General features: G+C 67.4%; 16 protein-coding genes. 8 read left to right on the forward strand and 8 right to left on the reverse strand.

Going from position 1 to position 16,623, the window contains the following annotated elements; genetic code table 11:
• Nucleotides 1–52: 52 nt before the first annotated feature.
• From A5698_RS25360 to A5698_RS25375, 4 genes are all read right to left on the reverse strand, one after another.
• The gene (locus A5698_RS25360) at nucleotides 53–1,228 is read right to left on the reverse strand and encodes a thiolase family protein (RefSeq protein WP_068302659.1); all 1,176 of its coding nucleotides are present in this window, start codon (nucleotides 1,226–1,228) and stop codon (nucleotides 53–55) included.
• A gap of 64 nt (nucleotides 1,229–1,292) precedes the next feature.
• Nucleotides 1,293–2,165, reverse strand: coding sequence for an enoyl-CoA hydratase/isomerase family protein (locus A5698_RS25365; protein WP_068302668.1), 873 nt, complete (start codon nucleotides 2,163–2,165; stop codon nucleotides 1,293–1,295).
• Nucleotides 2,166–2,172: 7 nt separating this feature from the next.
• On the reverse strand, nucleotides 2,173–2,946 hold the full coding sequence (locus A5698_RS25370; RefSeq protein WP_068302673.1) for a FadR/GntR family transcriptional regulator: 774 nt from the start codon (nucleotides 2,944–2,946) through the stop codon (nucleotides 2,173–2,175).
• Nucleotides 2,943–3,593, reverse strand: a complete 651-nt coding sequence (locus A5698_RS25375; RefSeq protein WP_068302678.1) for a hotdog family protein — start codon at nucleotides 3,591–3,593, stop codon at nucleotides 2,943–2,945. The genes A5698_RS25370 and A5698_RS25375 overlap by 4 nt, the downstream gene beginning before the upstream one ends.
• A 111-nt stretch (nucleotides 3,594–3,704) precedes the next feature.
• Between A5698_RS25375 and A5698_RS25380 the strand changes: the two genes are divergently transcribed.
• The 6 genes from A5698_RS25380 to A5698_RS25405 are packed head-to-tail and all read left to right on the forward strand — an operon-like array spanning nucleotide 3,705 to nucleotide 10,581.
• Nucleotides 3,705–4,511 carry an enoyl-CoA hydratase/isomerase family protein gene (locus A5698_RS25380; RefSeq protein ID WP_084792620.1) on the forward strand — a complete coding sequence of 269 codons (807 nt, stop codon included), beginning with the start codon at nucleotides 3,705–3,707 and terminating at the stop codon, nucleotides 4,509–4,511.
• A 16-nt stretch (nucleotides 4,512–4,527) separates the two neighbouring features.
• Nucleotides 4,528–5,337 (forward strand): enoyl-CoA hydratase/isomerase family protein, encoded by an 810-nt coding sequence (locus tag A5698_RS25385; protein WP_068302683.1) that lies wholly within the window; start codon nucleotides 4,528–4,530, stop codon nucleotides 5,335–5,337.
• Nucleotides 5,334–6,128, forward strand: a complete 795-nt coding sequence (locus tag A5698_RS25390; protein WP_068302775.1) for an enoyl-CoA hydratase/isomerase family protein — start codon at nucleotides 5,334–5,336, stop codon at nucleotides 6,126–6,128. Before A5698_RS25385 ends, A5698_RS25390 begins: the two co-directional genes overlap by 4 nt.
• Entirely contained in the window at nucleotides 6,128–7,585 is a 1,458-nt protein-coding gene (locus A5698_RS25395) for a class I adenylate-forming enzyme family protein (protein ID WP_068302687.1), read from the forward strand. Before A5698_RS25390 ends, A5698_RS25395 begins: the two co-directional genes overlap by 1 nt.
• A complete protein-coding gene (locus tag A5698_RS25400) occupies nucleotides 7,578–9,089 on the forward strand; it encodes a class I adenylate-forming enzyme family protein (RefSeq protein ID WP_068302690.1) in 1,512 nt (503 codons plus the stop codon). Before A5698_RS25395 ends, A5698_RS25400 begins: the two co-directional genes overlap by 8 nt.
• The gene (locus tag A5698_RS25405; RefSeq protein ID WP_068302694.1) at nucleotides 9,082–10,581 is read left to right on the forward strand and encodes a class I adenylate-forming enzyme family protein; all 1,500 of its coding nucleotides are present in this window, start codon (nucleotides 9,082–9,084) and stop codon (nucleotides 10,579–10,581) included. Before A5698_RS25400 ends, A5698_RS25405 begins: the two co-directional genes overlap by 8 nt.
• Before the next feature lie 51 nt (nucleotides 10,582–10,632).
• On the opposite strand, the gene A5698_RS25410 is transcribed toward A5698_RS25405, so the two are convergent.
• The 4 genes from A5698_RS25410 to fabG are packed head-to-tail and all read right to left on the reverse strand — an operon-like array spanning nucleotide 10,633 to nucleotide 14,448.
• Complete coding sequence (locus A5698_RS25410) at nucleotides 10,633–11,301, reverse strand: GntR family transcriptional regulator (protein ID WP_068302697.1); 669 nt, start codon at nucleotides 11,299–11,301, stop codon at nucleotides 10,633–10,635.
• A 2-nt stretch (nucleotides 11,302–11,303) separates the two neighbouring features.
• Nucleotides 11,304–12,497 carry an acyl-CoA dehydrogenase family protein gene (locus A5698_RS25415; protein WP_068302699.1) on the reverse strand — a complete coding sequence of 398 codons (1,194 nt, stop codon included), beginning with the start codon at nucleotides 12,495–12,497 and terminating at the stop codon, nucleotides 11,304–11,306.
• A complete protein-coding gene (locus A5698_RS25420; RefSeq protein WP_068302705.1) occupies nucleotides 12,494–13,708 on the reverse strand; it encodes an acetyl-CoA C-acetyltransferase in 1,215 nt (404 codons plus the stop codon). Before A5698_RS25420 ends, A5698_RS25415 begins: the two co-directional genes overlap by 4 nt.
• Nucleotides 13,708–14,448, reverse strand: coding sequence for a 3-oxoacyl-ACP reductase FabG (gene fabG / locus A5698_RS25425; protein ID WP_068302708.1), 741 nt, complete (start codon nucleotides 14,446–14,448; stop codon nucleotides 13,708–13,710). Before fabG ends, A5698_RS25420 begins: the two co-directional genes overlap by 1 nt.
• Nucleotides 14,449–14,600: 152 nt before the next feature.
• Between fabG and A5698_RS25430 the strand changes: the two genes are divergently transcribed.
• Both A5698_RS25430 and A5698_RS25435 read left to right on the forward strand, forming a co-directional pair.
• Nucleotides 14,601–15,773 (forward strand): acyl-CoA dehydrogenase family protein, encoded by a 1,173-nt coding sequence (locus tag A5698_RS25430; protein ID WP_068302712.1) that lies wholly within the window; start codon nucleotides 14,601–14,603, stop codon nucleotides 15,771–15,773.
• Nucleotides 15,770–16,591 (forward strand): mycofactocin-coupled SDR family oxidoreductase, encoded by an 822-nt coding sequence (locus tag A5698_RS25435; RefSeq protein WP_068302713.1) that lies wholly within the window; start codon nucleotides 15,770–15,772, stop codon nucleotides 16,589–16,591. The genes A5698_RS25430 and A5698_RS25435 overlap by 4 nt, the downstream gene beginning before the upstream one ends.
• Nucleotides 16,592–16,623 lie beyond the last annotated feature (32 nt).

Consider the following 16,623-nt stretch of genomic DNA (forward strand, 5'->3'; position numbering starts at 1 on the left):
ATCGCCGCGGGTCTCGTGTTGGCGCTGGGAATTTCGGCGTAGTCGCCGCGGGTCAGACCTCGACGACGACCGCGCCGCCCTGGCCGCCACCGGCGCACATCGCGGCGACACCGACGCCGCCACCACGCCGCTGCAGTTCGTAGACCAGCGTGGTGACCATCCGCGCACCCGATGCGGCGATGGGATGGCCGAGGCTGCAACCACTTCCGGAGAAGTTCACCAGCTCCTCGTCGATGCCGTACTCGCGGCGAGCCGCGATCGGCACCGATGCGAACGCCTCGTTGATCTCCCACAGCGCGACGTCGGACGGCTTGAGGCCGGCGCGGTCGAGCACCTTGCCGATCACCTTCACCGCACCGAGCCCGCAGTCACGAGGCGGCACACCCGCGGCGGCCCATGCCTTGACAGTCGCCAGCTTGGTCAGGTTGTTGGACTCGGCGTAACCGCTGTCGACGAGCGCCACCGCGGCCGCTGCGTCGTTGGTGCCGCTGCTGTTGCCCGCGGTGATCGAGAAGCCCTCGATCTCGGGGTGCAGCGGCTTGAGGCCGGCCAGCTTCTCGACCGTGGTGTCGCGGCGCGGATGCTCGTCGACGCTGAACTCGACGACCGAGCCGTCGAACTGCTGCACCTTGAGCGGCACGATCTCGTCGACGAACTTGCCGGCGTCGATCGCGGCGATCGCGCGCTGATGCGACCGCGCCGCCCAGGCGTCCATCTCCTCACGGGTGATGCCGACCGTCTGCGCGGTATTCCACCCGACGGTGATCGACATGTCGCGGGTCGGCGCGTCCGGGGTCTCGACGTGGGTGGGCGGCATCCACTTTTCCTCGAACTTCAGCTCGGGGCCGGGGATACGCCAGTTGACCAGGGGCGTCATCGACAGCGACTGCACACCGCCGGCGATCAGCGCGCGCTCCATACCGGAGCCGATCTGTGCGGACGCATTGCCGATCGCGGTGAGGCTACCCGCGCAGTGCCGGTTCACCGACTGGCCCGGAACGTCGGGCAGTCCGCACGCATCGGCCGCATAGCGCGCCAGATCGCCTCCGCCGTAATGGGATTCGGCGAAGATCAGGTCGTCGATGTCCCTGGGGTCGATCCCCGAGCGGCGGATCACCTCGGGCAGGACAGCGGTGATCAACGTCTCCGGCGGGGTGTTGACCAGCGTGCCCTTGAAGGATCGGCCGATCGCGGTCCTGGCGGCGCCGACGATGACGGGTGTTCCCATGTTTCTACCTCGGGTTTCGACGTTAGCGACTTTACAAAACTAACAGATACTGTAGCGGACGCCGCTACTCGGGCTCGGGTACGTGGAAATGCTCGTCCCGCAGCCGGAACGCCTCCTTCGTGCCGTGCTGCGCGCGGGTCTTGACGAAGTTGAACTCACCCTCCGCGAACTGCAGGTTCGTTCCGTACGCGTGGAACAGGTAGCTCGCTACCTCCTCGCCCTGGTAGGCCTGGCACTGCTCGACGAGGCGGAACGCCTCCTTGGCGATCACCACGCCGTCGGCGGGCATCTTGGCCGCCTTCTCCGCCCAGTACCGGGCCCGCTTGGTCACCTTGTCCGCGTCGCATGTCTCGGTGAAGACGCCGAGGTGTTCGACGGCGCCGGCCTCGATGATGTCGCCGGTCAGCAGCAGCCGCCGCGCCAGCACCGGGCCGAGCCGGTGGAAGAACATGTGCAGGCTGCCCAGCGCCGGGCCGAGGAACCGGGTGGCGGGCATGCCGATCTTGGTGTCGCGGGCGATGACGGAGATGTCGGTCATCAGCGCCATCTCGAAACCGCCCCCGAGCGCGTACCCGCTGATCTCCCCCACCGTGACCTTCGGAAAACCCATGAAGTTGTGGTAGAAGCCGAAGGACTTGCGGTCGACCGTGAGCCGGCGCCGTTGGCTCGGCCGCCGCTTGGCCTGCGCGGAGTCCTTGTCGCCGTACCAGCCGTAGGCGTTGTTCATGTCCGCCCCGGTACTGAACACGCCCTCGGCGCCGCGCAGCAGAACGACGGTGACGCCGTCGTCCTCGGCGACCTGGTCGAGGTAGCGGCCGACGGTTTCGCGCATCGCCGCGTCGTAGGAGTTGCGCTGTACGGGGTTGTTCAGCGTGATGGTCGCGATTCGCTTGTCGCGGTCGACCTCGAACAGCACCCGGTCATCGGCGGTGGTCATGGCATCCTCACTGAACGTCGGAAATGAGCTTGGCCTCAATGGTTCTGTCCGTTCCGGCCGCGAGCGTGTTGCGCCGTGCGACGGCGAGGTGGTCGGCGGCCAGCTTGGCTGCGCGGGACTGGTTGCCGTCGCGGATCGCGTCGAGCAGGCGTTGGTGATCGCGCAGCGCGGCCCGCATCGTCTTGTCGTTCATCGGGTCGGCGCCGGTCTCGTCGCCCCACACGGACGACTCGTGCGCCGACCAGATCAATTCCAGGGATCCGATCAGCAGGATCATCGGCTCGTTGCCGCAGCGAGACACGATCGTTTCGTGAAAACGCCGCGCATTGGGGACGTACCGCGAGGGGTCACCGAAATCGTCGAGCTGCCTCTGTATTTCGTCTTCGAGGTAGGGCACGACCTCGGTCACGCGGTCCGCCCTGGCGGCACACATGCTCGCGCAGATCGGTTCGAGGTGCAGCAGCGCGCCGCTGACATCCGCCGGTGTCGCCGACCGGGACTGCAACACCATGCTGATCATGTGCGCGGTCCGGTCCGCCGACGGTTGGTGTACGACGGCACCGCCCATGTTGCCCCGCCGCACCGAAATGAGGCCGTCCATCTCCAGAATGTGGATCGCCTCGCGCAATGCCGGTGGACTGACGCCGAATTCAGCGAGCAGGCCGTCCTGGGACGGCAGCACGTCACCTTCCTTCAGCCGCCCCGACAGGATGTCGTCGCGCAGGCGGGCGGCGATGATCTCGGCCACCCGCGGTTGACGAATCCTGTGCGCACTGGTCATCTCGCCCGGCGCTTTCCGAACTGGAAGACCGACAGCCGATCGGGTGAGGACGCCGAGGTGTTGAACTCCCCGGTGCACAGCACCTCGTCGCCGAGCAGCAACCGGGCCGTCGACGTCACGCGACCGTCGGCCTCCACACGCGTCACGTCGAAGTGCAGTTCCGTCAGGATCGGCGTGGGCCTGCGGAAGGTGACCGTCAGCGCGCGCGTCTTGCCGGTTCGGCCCGTCGCACAACTGTGGTGTTGGGTCACACAGTCGAAGAACACCCCGATGAAGCCGCCGTTGACCAATCCCGGTGGGCCTTCGAACACGACCGGGAACGTCACCCGCCCCGATGCCGTTTCGGCATCCAGTGCGTCGATGGTGTATTCGGGAAACGCCGGGTTGTAGGCGCCGATGTCGAAGGCGTGGTCGAGGTAAACGCGTTGCGAGTCCGTGGCATCGGGGCCGATGCGCGGCGTGGGGTCCGGCGGTGCGGCCGCGGTCAGTTCGCCTTCCCACTCCTCGATCTGGCGCAGCATCGCGTCGACTACCGGGTGCTCGTGTTCCAGCGACAGCAGCAGCCCACTGAGCCGGCGCAGCGCGCCCGCGGCGGCGACGGTCTGCGCCAGCGGCCGCTCGCCGTAGCTGGGCATGTCCTCTGCCATCGGTGGCCTCTCGTCGGCGGCGCCGTCTTTTCGACCGCTGTCCTTGCTAACTTGTACAAGATAGCAATACTGTATGTCTAACCGTATAGCTCGAGATTGGCGGAATCAACGGTGACCGAAGCGGCCGACGACGGCGTGGTCGAGACATCGCGCGACGGCGCGACACTGCGCATCACGCTGAGCCGGCCATCGCGGCGTAACGCCCTGAGCCGCAGCATGACCGACGCACTGGTGACGGCTTTGACCGCCGCCGCCACCGACGACTCCCTGCGAGCGGTGCACATCGCCGGCGACGGGTCGGACTTCTGCGCGGGTGTGGACTGGGTCGCGTCCAACGCCGCTGACCGACGCCCCCGCACCGGCGACATCGTCCGCCGGCAACCCCACACGGCGCACCGGGTCGTCGAACTGGTCCACACACTGCACCTGCCGGTGGTGTGCACCGTGCGCGGTTGGGCCGCGGCGCTCGGGTGCAACCTGGCGTTGGCGGCCGATTTCACCGTCGCCGCGCAGGACGCGGTGTTCTGGGAACCGTTCCTTGGCCGCGGCTTCAGCCCCGATTCGGGCTCCACCTGGCTGCTGCCGCGCCTCATCGGCCTGGCGCGCGCCAAACGGATGCTGCTGCTGGGCGAGAAGGTCAGCGGCGCCGACGCCGCCGAGTGGGGGCTGATCCACGCCGCCGTCCCCGATTCCGAATTGTCCGCCGTGAGCGACGAACTCGTCGAGCGGTTGGCCAGCGGGCCGACCGTTGCGACCGGGCTGGCCAAGCAGTCCATTCACTACGGCCTGCACGCGTCGCTTCCGGACACCATGAACCGGGAGCTCTACAACGTCGAGTTGTCGTGCCGAACCACCGATTTCAAAGAAGGACTGGCGGCGTTCCGCGACAAGCGCCCGCCGGAATTCCACGGGCGCTGACGGATAGGAACCGAGAATGTCTCCCACGTTTGACGACATCAAATACGAGGTCGACGGGCACAAGGCCACCATCACGTTGAACCGGCCGAATGCGCTCAACGCGCTGAGCCCGCACATGATCACCGAACTTCGGGCCGCCTACGACGAGGCCGAGAACGACGACGCCATTTGGACACTGATCGTGACGGGCACCGGCCGGGCGTTCTGCACCGGCGCCGACGTCGGCGAGATCCCCGAGGACGGCAGGGTCATCTACGAGCGGCCGTATCTGTCCACCTACGAACAGTGGGAGGCTCCGCAGGAGGGCACTCCCCCGTTCCGGCGCATGGCCAAACCGGTCCTCACCGCCGTCAACGGATTATGTTGCGGCGCAGGGCTGGACTGGATCACCACCGGTGACATCGCGATCGCCTCCGACAAGGCCACGTTCTTCGACCCGCACGTCAGCATCGGGCTGGTCGCGGGCCGCGAAATGGTGCGCCTGGCCCGGATCCTGCCCCGCAACATCGCGTTGCGCATGGCATTGATGGGCAAACATGAGCGGATGAGCGCCGAGCGCGCCTACGAACTGGGCATGATCAGCGAGGTGGTGGAGCACGACCGACTGCTCGAGCGCGCCCACGAGATCGCCGACATCGTGAACTCCAACGCCCCCCTCGCGGTGCGCGGTACCCGGTTGGCCATCCACAAGACGCTCGATCTGCCGCTGCACGAGGCGGAAATACTCGCCGAGACCTTCCGTGAGCGGGTGGTGCGGACCGACGACGCCGCCGAAGGCCCGAAAGCGTTCATGGAGAAGCGCGCCCCGAACTGGCAGTGCCGATGAACGCATCGGTGACATTCGAGACCATCACCGTCGATGTGGACGCGGCCGACCACGTCGCGACCATCACGCTGAACCGTCCGGACTCGCTCAACGCGTTCAACCGCACGATGTGCGAGGAGATGTCGCAGGCCTGGAAGCTTGTCAAGGAGGATGAGGCCGTCAACGCGGTGGTACTCCGCGGCGCGGGCGATCGCGCGTTCAGCGCCGGCCTGGACATCAAGACGCCCTACGGCCAGCCCGACAACGTATGGAACCACGAGGACCCCGGTGAGCACCTCAGCCCGAAATGGCAGAAGATGTGGAAACCGGTCGTCTGCGCGGTGCAGGGCATGTGCACCGCGGGGGCGTTCTACTTCCTCAACGAGGCCGACGTGGTGATCTGTTCGGAGGACGCCACGTTCTTCGACTCCCATGTCAGCGCTGGCCTGGTGTGCGCCCTGGAACCGATCGGCCTGATGCGACGCGTGGGGCTCGCGCAGGCGCTGCGGATCGCGTTGATGGGCAACGACGAACGCGTGAGCGCCGCGACCGCACTGCAGATGGGTCTGGTGACCGAGGTCGTGTCCGCCGAGCGCCTGTGGGCGCGCGCGCACGAGATCGCGGCCGGTATCGCCGCCAAACCGCCGTCGGCTACGCAGGGCACGGTCAAGGCGATCTGGGAGTCGTTGGAGAAGCCGTACCGCGCGGCGATGGAGCAGAACCTGATCTACACCCGGTTGGGTAATCCGCTCGGGCAGGCGGAACTGGCCGCCGCGCCGCCGACCGGGCGAACCGAGCCGAGGATCCGCTGATGGGTGATCACCCCCTCAGCCGTCGCATCAACCAGATCCTCGACCTCGACCCGAGCGGGCCCGCCATCGAGTACGAGGGCGATTGGGTGACCTGGGGTCAGGTGGCCGCGCTCGCAACCCGGATTCGCGGAGCAGGCGTGACGGGCCGACAGGTCGGAATGCTGTTGCGTAACAGGCCCGCCCATGTCGCGAGTTTTCTCGGTGTTCTGCTCGGGGGCGGCACCGTCGTGGTCGTCAACCCGTCGCGCGGTGACGACCGCATCAGGGCCGACCTCGACGCGCTTGCCCTGCCCATCGTGATCGGCGAACAAGACGACCTGACGCGGCTGGTGACCAGCCCCGGCACCGACCAGGTGGCGATCTCGACGGTCTCCGACCCCATCCGCCTGACCGCCGCGAGCGCACTGGTGCCCGAGGAGAACCGCGTCGGTGTCGCGGTGCGGATGTTGACCAGCGGCACCACCGGACCGCCCAAGCGGATCGACCTCACCTACGACATGCTGGCGCACAGCGTTATCGGCGAAGGCTTCGCGGGGGCGCCGTCGCCGAAACAGCTGCGAAGCGGCGTGGCGATCGTCAACGCCCCGCTCGTTCACATCGGCGGCGTCTTCCGTGTCCTGCAATGTGTCTGCGAGGGCCGGTCATTCGCGCTTCTCGATCGCTTCGAACTCAACCGCTGGGCCGACGCGGTGCGACGGCACCGTCCGCGCGCGGTGTCCCTCGTCCCCGCCGCGCTGCGCACCGTGCTGCATTCGGACCTGACCCGCCAGGACTTGGCGAGCATCCGTGCCGTCACGTCGGGCACCGCGCCGCTGTCCGCCGAGGACGCCGACGCGTTCACCGAGAAGTTCGGCATACCGGTGCTGACATCCTATGCCGCAACCGAATTCGGCGGTGGCGTCGCAGGGTGGACCCTGCCCGATTACCAGGAGTACTGGCAGACGAAGCGGGGCAGTGTGGGGCGGGCCAGCCTCGGCGCGCAACTGCGGGTCGTGGACGACGCCGGACAACCGGTCGGCGCCGATCAGCCCGGGCTGCTCGAGGTCAAGCCCGGACAGCTGGGCCCGAACGCCGAGTGGATGCGCACCACCGACATGGCACGCATCGATGCCGATGGTTTCGTGTGGATCCTGGGCCGTGCCGACCAGGCGATCATCCGCGGCGGGTTCAAGGTCATGCCCGACGACGTGCGAACCGCGCTCGAGAGCCATCCCGCCGTGCACAGTGCCGCCGTGGTCGGCCGACCCGATGATCGGCTCGGGGAGACGCCGGTGGCGATGGTGCAGCTGCGGGAGCCCGTCGACATCGCGACGCTCGAAGAGTTCCTGCGAGATCGCTTGGCCCGCTATGAGGTTCCGACCGATATCGCGGTCGTCGAGCAGATGCCGTGCACCCCGTCCGGTAAGCCTGATCTGAGCGCGGTGCGGCAGCACTTCGTCGGCGTCGGCCATGGCTGACCGTACCGTCGGCGCGGTGCTGCGCACACAGGCCCGTGCGCGCGGCCATCACCCGCTGCTGATCTGTGACACCGATCGGTTGAGCTATATCGAGGCCGAGCGTCGGTCGGCGCGATTGGCCCGCGGGCTCATCGCGCTGGGCGCCGGCAAGGGCGCCCACGTCGGTGTGCTGCACCCCAACGGGTCGGCCTTCGTCGTCGCGATGCTGGCGGCAGCCCGGATCGGCGCCGTCGTCATCCCGGTCTCGACGATGGCGACCGCCCCGGAGTTGCGCGAGCAACTCGCTCACGCCGACGTCGAGATTCTCTTGGCCGCAGGGTCATACCGCTCCCACGACTACCGGCAACGCCTCGCCGAGATCGACGGCGTTCCGCTGCTGCGCCACGTCCTCATCGACACCAAACCGACCGAGTCGGCCCCTGCCGGCCTGCTCGCGGCGCTCGAGGACGACGTCGAGCCCTGCGACGAGCTGGCGATCGTCTACACGTCGGGGTCGACCAGCGCGCCGAAAGGCGTCGTCCACACACATGCCGGGCTGCTCGACCACCAGGTGGTGCTCAACGAGATCCGCGGGCTCACCGCCGAGGTGAAGCTGTTCAGCAATTCGCCGTTCTTCTGGGTCGGCGGGTTCGCCTACTCCGTGTTGGCCACGCTGCTCGCCGGCGCGACGCTGTTGTGTTCCAACGCGACCGATCCCGGTGAGACCCTCGATTTCCTGGAGGCCGAAAAGCCGACGATGACCAACGGATTCGTCGCCGGTATCGCCCATCTGGCGCGCCACCCCAGCCTGAAGAATCGCGATCTGTCCTCGATCCGGCGAGGCAATCTCTACCCGATCATGGCGCCCGAGGTCCGGCCCGCCGATCCCGAACTGCGCCACACCATGCTCGGCATGACCGAGTCCGGCAGTGTGATCCTGGCCTGCGCCGACGAATCCGATCAGCCCGAGCATCGGCGCGGCTCCTTCGGCAAGCCGGTCCCCGGATTCGACGTCAAGGTCATCGATCCCGGCACCGGCGAACCGGTCGGCATCGAAACCGTCGGCGAACTCTGCACGCGTGGGCCTTTCATGATGCAGCGTTACTACAAACGCAGCCGCGAAGAATGCTTCGACGACGACGGGTGGTTCCACACCGGTGACCTCGTCCGCACGGACGCCGACGGCTTCTTCTACTTCGTCGGCCGACGTGGCGCGATGATCAAGACCGCGGGCGCGAACGTCGCACCCGCGGAGGTCGAACGGGCAATCGCGAAGGTGACCGGCGGTGCCGTCGCGCATGTGATCGGTCTGCCCGATGCCGAACGCGGCCAGATCGTCGGCGCGGTCGTCGAGCTGGAGGACGGCGCGTCGTTCGACGAAGCAGCCTGCCGTGAGCGGCTGAAGGCCGAGTTGTCGGCGTACAAGATTCCGCGTCGCTTCGCGGCGATACCCGCCGCGCACATCCCCGTGCTGTCCAGCGGAAAGGTCGACTTGCCCCGATTGGCAGAGGTTTTCGATGTCTGACACCATTGACGCGCTGATGCGACAACGGGCCGTCGAACACGGTGGCAAGACCGCGGTGATCGACCCGTCGGCCAAGGTCACCTACGCCGAGCTCGACGCCTCCACGCACGAGCTGGCCGCCGCCTTCGTCGCCGCCGGGGTGAGCAAGGGCAGCAGGGTCGCGTTGATCATGCCCAACTCCACCGAGTGGGTGCGGATCGCGATCGCGCTGACCCGCGTAGGCGCCGTGCTGGTGCCGTTGAGCACGCTGCTGCAGCCGCCCGAGCTGGTCGCCCAGTTACGCATGGCCGCCGTGCAGTTCGTCGTGGCCGTCGAGGAGTTCCGCGGCCACCGCTACCTCGACGACATCCGCGCCGAGCGTGATCGTCTTCCGGCGCTGCGCGAGGTCTGGCGCGCCGACGGGCTGCCCGCGGGCGGCGTCGCGCCCGTCGACGAGATCGCGGCCGCGGTCACCCCCAGCGACACGTTGGCGATCATGTTCACCTCGGGTAGCAGCGGCCCACCCAAGGGTGTGATCCATTCGCACGGCAACGCTTTGGGCGCGGTGCGATCCGGTCTACCGGCGCGTTGCATCTACTCCGAGACCCGGTTGTATCTGCCGATGCCGTTCTTCTGGGTGGGCGGGATGGCCGGCGGCCTGCTGTCTGCGTTGCTGACCGGCGCGACACTGGTGACCGAGGAGAGCCCCCGCCCGGAGACCACGCTGCGTCTCATCGAACGCGGGCGAGTGACGCTGTTTCGCGGCTGGCCCGACCAGGCCGCGGCGCTGGCTCGCGCGAACGCCGCTGTGGGAGCTGATCTGTCGGAATTGCGGCCCGGCAGCATGGAGGCGTTGCTGCCGCCCGAGCAGCGCGCGGCCCCCGGCGCGCGGGCCAACCTGTTCGGTATGACCGAGTCGTTCGGACCGTACTGTGGCTACCCCGCCGACACCGACATGCCGCGCTCGGCGTGGGGCAGCTGCGGAAAACCGTTCGACGGTATGGAGGTTCGTATCGTCGACACCGATACCGGCGAGCCGGTGCCGACCGGGACCATCGGCATGATCCAGCTCCGCGGACCGCATGTGATGCGCGAGATCTGCCGCCGGAGCCGCGAAGACGTGTTCACCCCCGACGGCTACTACCCCACCGGCGACCTCGGACACCTCGATGACGACGGGTTCATGTTCTACCACGGCCGCAGCGACGACATGTTCAAGGTCAGCGGTGCGACGGTCTATCCGAGCGAGGTCGAGCGCGCACTGCGCAGCATCCCCGGCGTGCACAACGCTGTCGTCACGGAGGTGGAGGGCGCCGTCGGCGCGGCGGTGGTTTCGGGTCGGTCGGTCGACGAGCTACGCTCGGGGGCCCGAAACCGGTTGAGCGCCTTCAAGGTTCCGACGGTGTGGCTCGTCACCGAAACCGACGATGACATCCCCCGCAAGGCGTCGGGCAAGGTCGACGTCCGCGCCCTGCGGGATATATTGCTCACCACCCACCGCGAGCAGTCGTAAAACTGCCCATTTTCGGCGCAAAGTAGTCAGGTTTGCGTCTGCTCGCCAGGATCAGGTGACCACGCCTCGCTCGGTGAGGTGCTCGATCAACGGCTCCGCACCCGCCGCGAGGTGCTCCGACATCTCGGCGCGGGCCAGGTCCGCGTCGTGCTGCTCGAGCGCGGCCAGCAGCCGTCGGTGGTGATCGTTCGACTTCTCCGGCCAGCCCGCAATGGCCGGATACACCGACTCCGGTGCGTAACGGGTGATCTGCGACATCAGCTGGGCCAGCTTGGGCGAATCCGCGGCCACGTTGATCGCGCGATGGAACTCGTGGTTGAGCTGGACCGCACCCTCGTCGTCGGTGGCCGCGTACGCCGCTTCGAGATCGGTCTGGATCTGCTTGAGGTCGCGCAGTTGCTCGTCGGTGATGTTGGCCGCCGCCCGCGCCGCCAGCTCACCGCCGATGTAGGCCTGCACGTTCGACACGTCGGTGAGATCGCGCCCGGTCACCGGCAATACGACGAATCCGCGCCGCGGCTGCTGGGCGAGCAGACCTTCGGCCTTCAACTCGAACAGCGCCTCGCGGACCGGGGTGACGCTGATGCCGAGCTCGGCGGCCAGTTGGTCCAGGCGCACGTACTCACCGGCGGCGTAGGTGCCGTCGAAGATCCGCTTACGCACGAAACGGGCGACGTCCTCGGCGAGTTGAGGCCGGAAGGCGAATTCGGGCGCTGTCACCGTCACACCTGATAGTCGGCGAGCAACCGCTTGCTGATGATGTTCTTCTGGATCTCGCTCGTGCCCTCGCCGATCAGCAGGAACGGCGCATCGCGCATCAGGCGTTCGATCTCGTACTCCTTCGAGTACCCGTAGCCGCCATGGATCCGGAAGCTCTGCTGGGTGACCTCCGAGCAGAATTCGCTCGCCAGGTACTTCGCCATTCCCGCGGCGACGTCGTTGCGCTCCCCGGAGTCCTTCAACCGCGCGGCGTTCACCATCATCAGGTGCGCCGCCTCGACTTTCGTTGCCATCTCGGCAATCTGGAACGCGATGGCCTGGTGTTCAGAGATCGGCTTCCCGAACGTCTGCCGCTGCTGGGCGTAGCGCACGGCGAGTTCGAAAGCGCGGATGCCCACGCCGCAGGCCCGCGCCGAGACGTTGACCCGGCCGACCTCGATACCGTCCATCATCTGGAAGAAGCCCTGTCCCGGCGCCTCGCCGAGGATGTCGTCGGCCTTGGCCACGTAGCCGTCGAAGATCAGCTCGGTGGTGTCGATGCCCTTGTAGCCGAGCTTGTCCAGCTTGCCCGGGATTGTCAGCCCCGGCGCGACTTCGCCGTAGCCGACCGGCTTTTCGACCAGGAACGCCGTCAGGTTGCGGTGCGGTTTGTCGGCGCCCTCGTCCGTGCGGACCAGCACGGCGACCAGCGTCGACGTACCGCCGTTGGTCAGCCACATCTTCTGGCCGTCGATCCGGTACGTGCCGTCGTCGTTGCGGGTGGCGCGTGTGCGGATCGCGGCGACGTCGGACCCCAACTCGGGTTCGGACATCGAGAATGCGCCGCGCGTCTCCCCTGTCGCCATCCGCGGAAGGTAATACTCCTTCTGCGCATCGGTGCCGTGCTGGCGCAGCATGTAGGCGACGATGAAGTGCGTGTTGAGCACGCCCGAGATGCTCATCCACCCGCGCGCCAACTCCTCGACGCACAGTGCGTAGGTCAGCAGCGACTCGCCGAGGCCGCCGTACTCCTCGGGGATCATCAGCCCGAACAGCCCCATCTCCTTCATCGCATCGACGATGGCCTGGGGATAGGTGTCGGTCTTCTCGAACTCCGGCGCGTTCGGGATGATCTCCTTCTCCACGAATTGCCGGACGGTAGCGAGGATTTCGTTCTGCACATCTGTCAGGCCGACCGTCTGGGCGAGCTTGGTCATGCGCCCACCCTTTCGAACACCGCAGCCAGTCCCTGGCCCCCGCCGATGCACATGGTCTCCAGCCCGTAGCGCGCGCCGCGCCTCGTCAGTTCGCGCGCCAGTGTCGCCAGCATGCGCCCGCCCGTCGCGCCGACGGGATGCCCGAGCGAGATGCCGGAGCCATGCACGTTCGTGCGTTCGGCGTCTGCCTCACCGAACTTCCATTCCCGCATCACCGCGAGTGCCTGCGCCGCGAACGCCTCGTTCAGCTCGATCAGGTCGATATCGCTCAGCGTCAGTCCCGCCTTGCCCAACGCTGCTTCGGTGGCGGGCACGGGTCCGATGCCCATGACTTTGGGCGCCACACCCGCCGATCCCCACGACACCAGTCGCACCAGCGGGGTCAGACCCAGCTCCTCGGCCTTCTCGCGGGTGGTCACCACGCACATCGACGCGGCGTCGTTCTGACCACTCGCATTGCCCGCGGTGACCGTCGCCTCCGGATCCTGCTTTCCCAGAACGGGTTTGAGCTTCGCGAGCGATTCCACGGAGGTGTCCGGTCGCGGGTGTTCGTCGGTGTCGACGGTCTCCTCACCCTGGCGGGTGCGTACCACGACCGGCACGATCTCCTCGGCCAGGATGCCGTCCTTCTGCGCGGCCACTGCGCGCCGATGCGACGTCACGGCGAGTTCGTCCTGCTCTTGGCGCGAGATGTTGTACTGCCTGCGCAGGTTCTCCGCGGTCTCGAGCATGCCGCCGGGCACCGGATGGTGTCGGCCGCCGGCGGTCGTACGCCCGCGGGCCAGCGAGTCGTGCAACATGACGCCACCCGACTTGGATCCCCACCGAATGTCGGTCGAGTAGAACGTCACGTTGCTCATGCTCTCGGCGCCGCCGGCCACCACGACGTCGTTGTCACCGCTAGCGACCTGCATGCACGCCTGGATGACGGCCTGCAGACCCGAGCCACACCGCCGGTCGACCTGCATACCGGGCACAGTCACCGGCAGGCCGGCGTCGAGCGCCACGACGCGTCCGATCGCGGGCGCCTCGCTGCTGGGATAGCAGTGTCCGAGGATCACGTCTTCGACTGCGGCGGGGTCGATCCCGGTGCGATCGAGAAGTCCCTTGAGCGCAGTGACACCGAGGTCGACGGCGGTCAGCGACTTGAACATGCCGCCGTAGCGGCCGATCGGCGTACGCACCGGTTCGCAGATGACGGCCTCACGCATCAGACGTACCTCCCGCCGGTGACCTCGAGCACCGTGCCGGTCATGTACGACGACAAATCGCTGGCCAAAAACAGCGCGACCTTGGCGACCTCGTCGGGTTCGCCGGCCCGGCCCATCGGCACCTCGGCGAGCTTGGCGTCCCAAATCCGTTGCGGCATGGCCTCCGTCATCGCCGAGCGGATCAACCCGGGCTGAATCGCGTTGACCCGCACGCCAAGATGAGCCAGCTCCTTGGCCGCCGCTTTGGTCATGCCGACGATGCCCGCCTTGGCCGCCGAATAGTTGGTCTGCCCGACGAGGCCGACCTTGCCCGAGATCGACGACATGTTGATGATCGCGCCGCGCTTGTTCTCCCGCATGATCGGGGCGGCCGCCTTCAGGCCGTTCCATGTGCCCTTCAAGTGCACAGCGATGACTTGGTCGAACTGCTCCTCGGTCATCTTGCGAAGCGTTGCGTCGCGGGTGATCCCGGCGTTGTTGACCATGATGTCGAGACCGCCGAACCGCTCCACCGCCGCGGCGACCAGGGCGTCGACCTCGTCGGTCTTGGTGACGTCGCTGCGCACCGCGATCGCGACGTCCTCACCGCCGAGTCGCTTGGCCGCCTCCTCCGTCGCGGCGAGGTCGAGATCGCCCAGCACCACCCGCGCGCCCTCGGCGACGAACCGCTCGGCGATCGCGTATCCCAGACCTTGTGCACCTCCGGTGACGACCGCCGTCTGTCCGGTCAACAGCGACACTTGATCACGCCCTTCCCCTGGTCAGGCCCGTCCGGGGCCGCGTCAGTCGAACATCATATTTCATATATGATCGCGCGAGTTCGGTGCGCACCACCCCCGGCGGATCTGGCATCGCGGCTGCCGAACGAAGACGGCGAACGAGAAGGAGCAGGATGACGACGTCCGAAGTCAGCGACGAGGACTTCCAGGAAATCCTGGCGCAGACCCGTCACTTCGTGCGGACCGCGGTGATCCCCCGTGAGCAGGAGATCCTGGCCGGCGACCGGGTGCCCGACGACCTTCGCGAACAGGCCAAGAAGATGGGGCTGTTCGGGTACGCGATCCCGCAGGACTGGGGCGGCCTGGGCCTGAACCTGTCTCAGGACGTCGAGCTCGCGATGGAGCTCGGATACACCTCGCTGGCCCTGCGGTCGATGTTCGGCACCAACAACGGCATCGCCGGCCAGGTGCTGGTCGGCTTCGGCACCGACGAGCAGAAGGCGCGCTGGCTCGAACCGATGGCCACCGGCGACGTCGTCGCGTCGTTCGCGCTTACCGAACCCGGCGCAGGATCCAACCCCTCCGGCCTGCGTACCAAAGCCGTTCGGCAAGATGATGATTGGGTGATCACGGGCCAGAAGCGGTTCATCACCAACGCCCCGACCGCCGACCTGTTCGTCGTGTTCGCCCGCAGCCGCCCCGCCGACGCGGACGGTGCCGGCATCGCCGTCTTCCTGGTGCCCGCCGACACCGCCGGAGTCCAGGTCGGCACCAAAGACGCGAAGATGGGACAGGAAGGCGCGTGGACCGCCGACGTCAGCTTCGACGACGTGCGAGTGCCCGCAGAAGCGCTCGTCGGCGGCAGCGAGGACATCGGATACCGCGCCGCGATGATTTCGTTGGCCCGCGGACGTGTCCACATCGCCGCGCTGGCCGTCGGCGCCGCACAACGCGCGCTCGACGAATCGATTTCCTACGCTGCGACCGCCACCCAGGGCGGTACGCCGATCGGCAACTTCCAGCTGGTGCAGGCGATGCTCGCCGACCAGCAGACCGGCGTCATGGCCGGCCGCGCACTGGTCCGCGACACCGCGCGCCAGTGGGTGACCGGTGAGGACCGTCGGGTGGCGCCGTCGGCGGCGAAGTTGTTCTGCACCGAAATGGCAGGCGAGGTAGCCGATCTCGCCGTCCAGATCCACGGCGGCAGTGGCTACATGCGCGAGGTTCCCGTCGAGCGCATCTATCGCGACGTCCGGCTGCTGCGGCTCTACGAGGGCACCAGCGAAATCCAGCGACTCATCATCGGGTCGAACCTCGTCAAGACCGCGCAGAAGGAGCGTGCATGAGCAAGAGGCTGACCGACAGGGTCGCATTCATCACCGGCGCCGCGCGGGGTCAGGGGCGCGCGCATGCCGTCCGGATGGCCAACGAGGGCGCCGACATCATCGCCGTCGACATCGCCGGAAAGCTGCCCGACTGCGTGCCGTACGACCACGCGACCCCGGAGGACCTCGCCGAGACGGCCCGGCTGGTCGAGGCCACCGGCCGCCGCATCCTCACCGCGCAGGCCGACATCCGCGACGCCGAAACCTTGAACGACGTTGTCGCCGAAGGGGTCGCCGCGTTCGGCCGCCTCGATGTGATCGTCGCGAACGCGGGTATATCGCCCCCGCAGGTGTGGAACGAGATCGCCCCGGAGGACTTCCGCGACGTGATGGACATCAACGTCACGGGTACCTTCAACACCGTACGGGCCGGCGCGCAGCACATCATCGATGGCGGCCGGGGCGGGTCGATCATCCTGATCAGCTCGGCCGCAGGAATCAAATTGCAGCCGTTCATGATTCACTACACAGCTAGTAAGCACGCCGTCACCGGCATGGCCCGCGCTCTCGCCGCCGAACTCGGCAAGCACTCGATCCGCGTCAACAGCGTGCATCCCGGCCCGGTGAACACCGCGATGGGTTCCGGCGACATGATCGCCGCGATCGGCAAGGTGATGGAGACCAATCCCCAGCTCCAGCACATGATGACGCCGTTCCTGCCGACGTGGATCCTCGAGCCCGAGGACGTCGCCGACGTGGTCTGCTGGCTGGCCGGCGATGACTCGAAACACCTGACGGCGACGGCTATCCCGGTGGATCAGGGGTCCACCCAGTACTGACGACAAGACGCAAAACTGCCCAATTTCGCGAG

The organism is Mycobacterium sp. E136, assembly GCF_001666865.1.
Classification (GTDB): domain Bacteria; phylum Actinomycetota; class Actinomycetes; order Mycobacteriales; family Mycobacteriaceae; genus Mycobacterium.

Coding starts and splice junctions, on each gene's coding strand:
- A5698_RS25360 (WP_068302659.1), bottom strand. CDS start 1,228: ATGGGAACACCCGTCATCGTCGGCGCCGCCAGGACCGCGATCGGCCGA.
- A5698_RS25365 (WP_068302668.1), bottom strand. CDS start 2,165: ATGACCACCGCCGATGACCGGGTGCTGTTCGAGGTCGACCGCGACAAG.
- A5698_RS25370 (WP_068302673.1), bottom strand. CDS start 2,946: ATGACCAGTGCGCACAGGATTCGTCAACCGCGGGTGGCCGAGATCATC.
- A5698_RS25375 (WP_068302678.1), bottom strand. CDS start 3,593: ATGGCAGAGGACATGCCCAGCTACGGCGAGCGGCCGCTGGCGCAGACC.
- A5698_RS25385 (WP_068302683.1), top strand. CDS start 4,528: ATGTCTCCCACGTTTGACGACATCAAATACGAGGTCGACGGGCACAAG.
- A5698_RS25390 (WP_068302775.1), top strand. CDS start 5,334: ATGAACGCATCGGTGACATTCGAGACCATCACCGTCGATGTGGACGCG.
- A5698_RS25395 (WP_068302687.1), top strand. CDS start 6,128: ATGGGTGATCACCCCCTCAGCCGTCGCATCAACCAGATCCTCGACCTC.
- A5698_RS25400 (WP_068302690.1), top strand. CDS start 7,578: ATGGCTGACCGTACCGTCGGCGCGGTGCTGCGCACACAGGCCCGTGCG.
- A5698_RS25405 (WP_068302694.1), top strand. CDS start 9,082: ATGTCTGACACCATTGACGCGCTGATGCGACAACGGGCCGTCGAACAC.
- A5698_RS25415 (WP_068302699.1), bottom strand. CDS start 12,497: ATGACCAAGCTCGCCCAGACGGTCGGCCTGACAGATGTGCAGAACGAA.
- A5698_RS25420 (WP_068302705.1), bottom strand. CDS start 13,708: ATGCGTGAGGCCGTCATCTGCGAACCGGTGCGTACGCCGATCGGCCGC.
- A5698_RS25430 (WP_068302712.1), top strand. CDS start 14,601: ATGACGACGTCCGAAGTCAGCGACGAGGACTTCCAGGAAATCCTGGCG.
- A5698_RS25435 (WP_068302713.1), top strand. CDS start 15,770: ATGAGCAAGAGGCTGACCGACAGGGTCGCATTCATCACCGGCGCCGCG.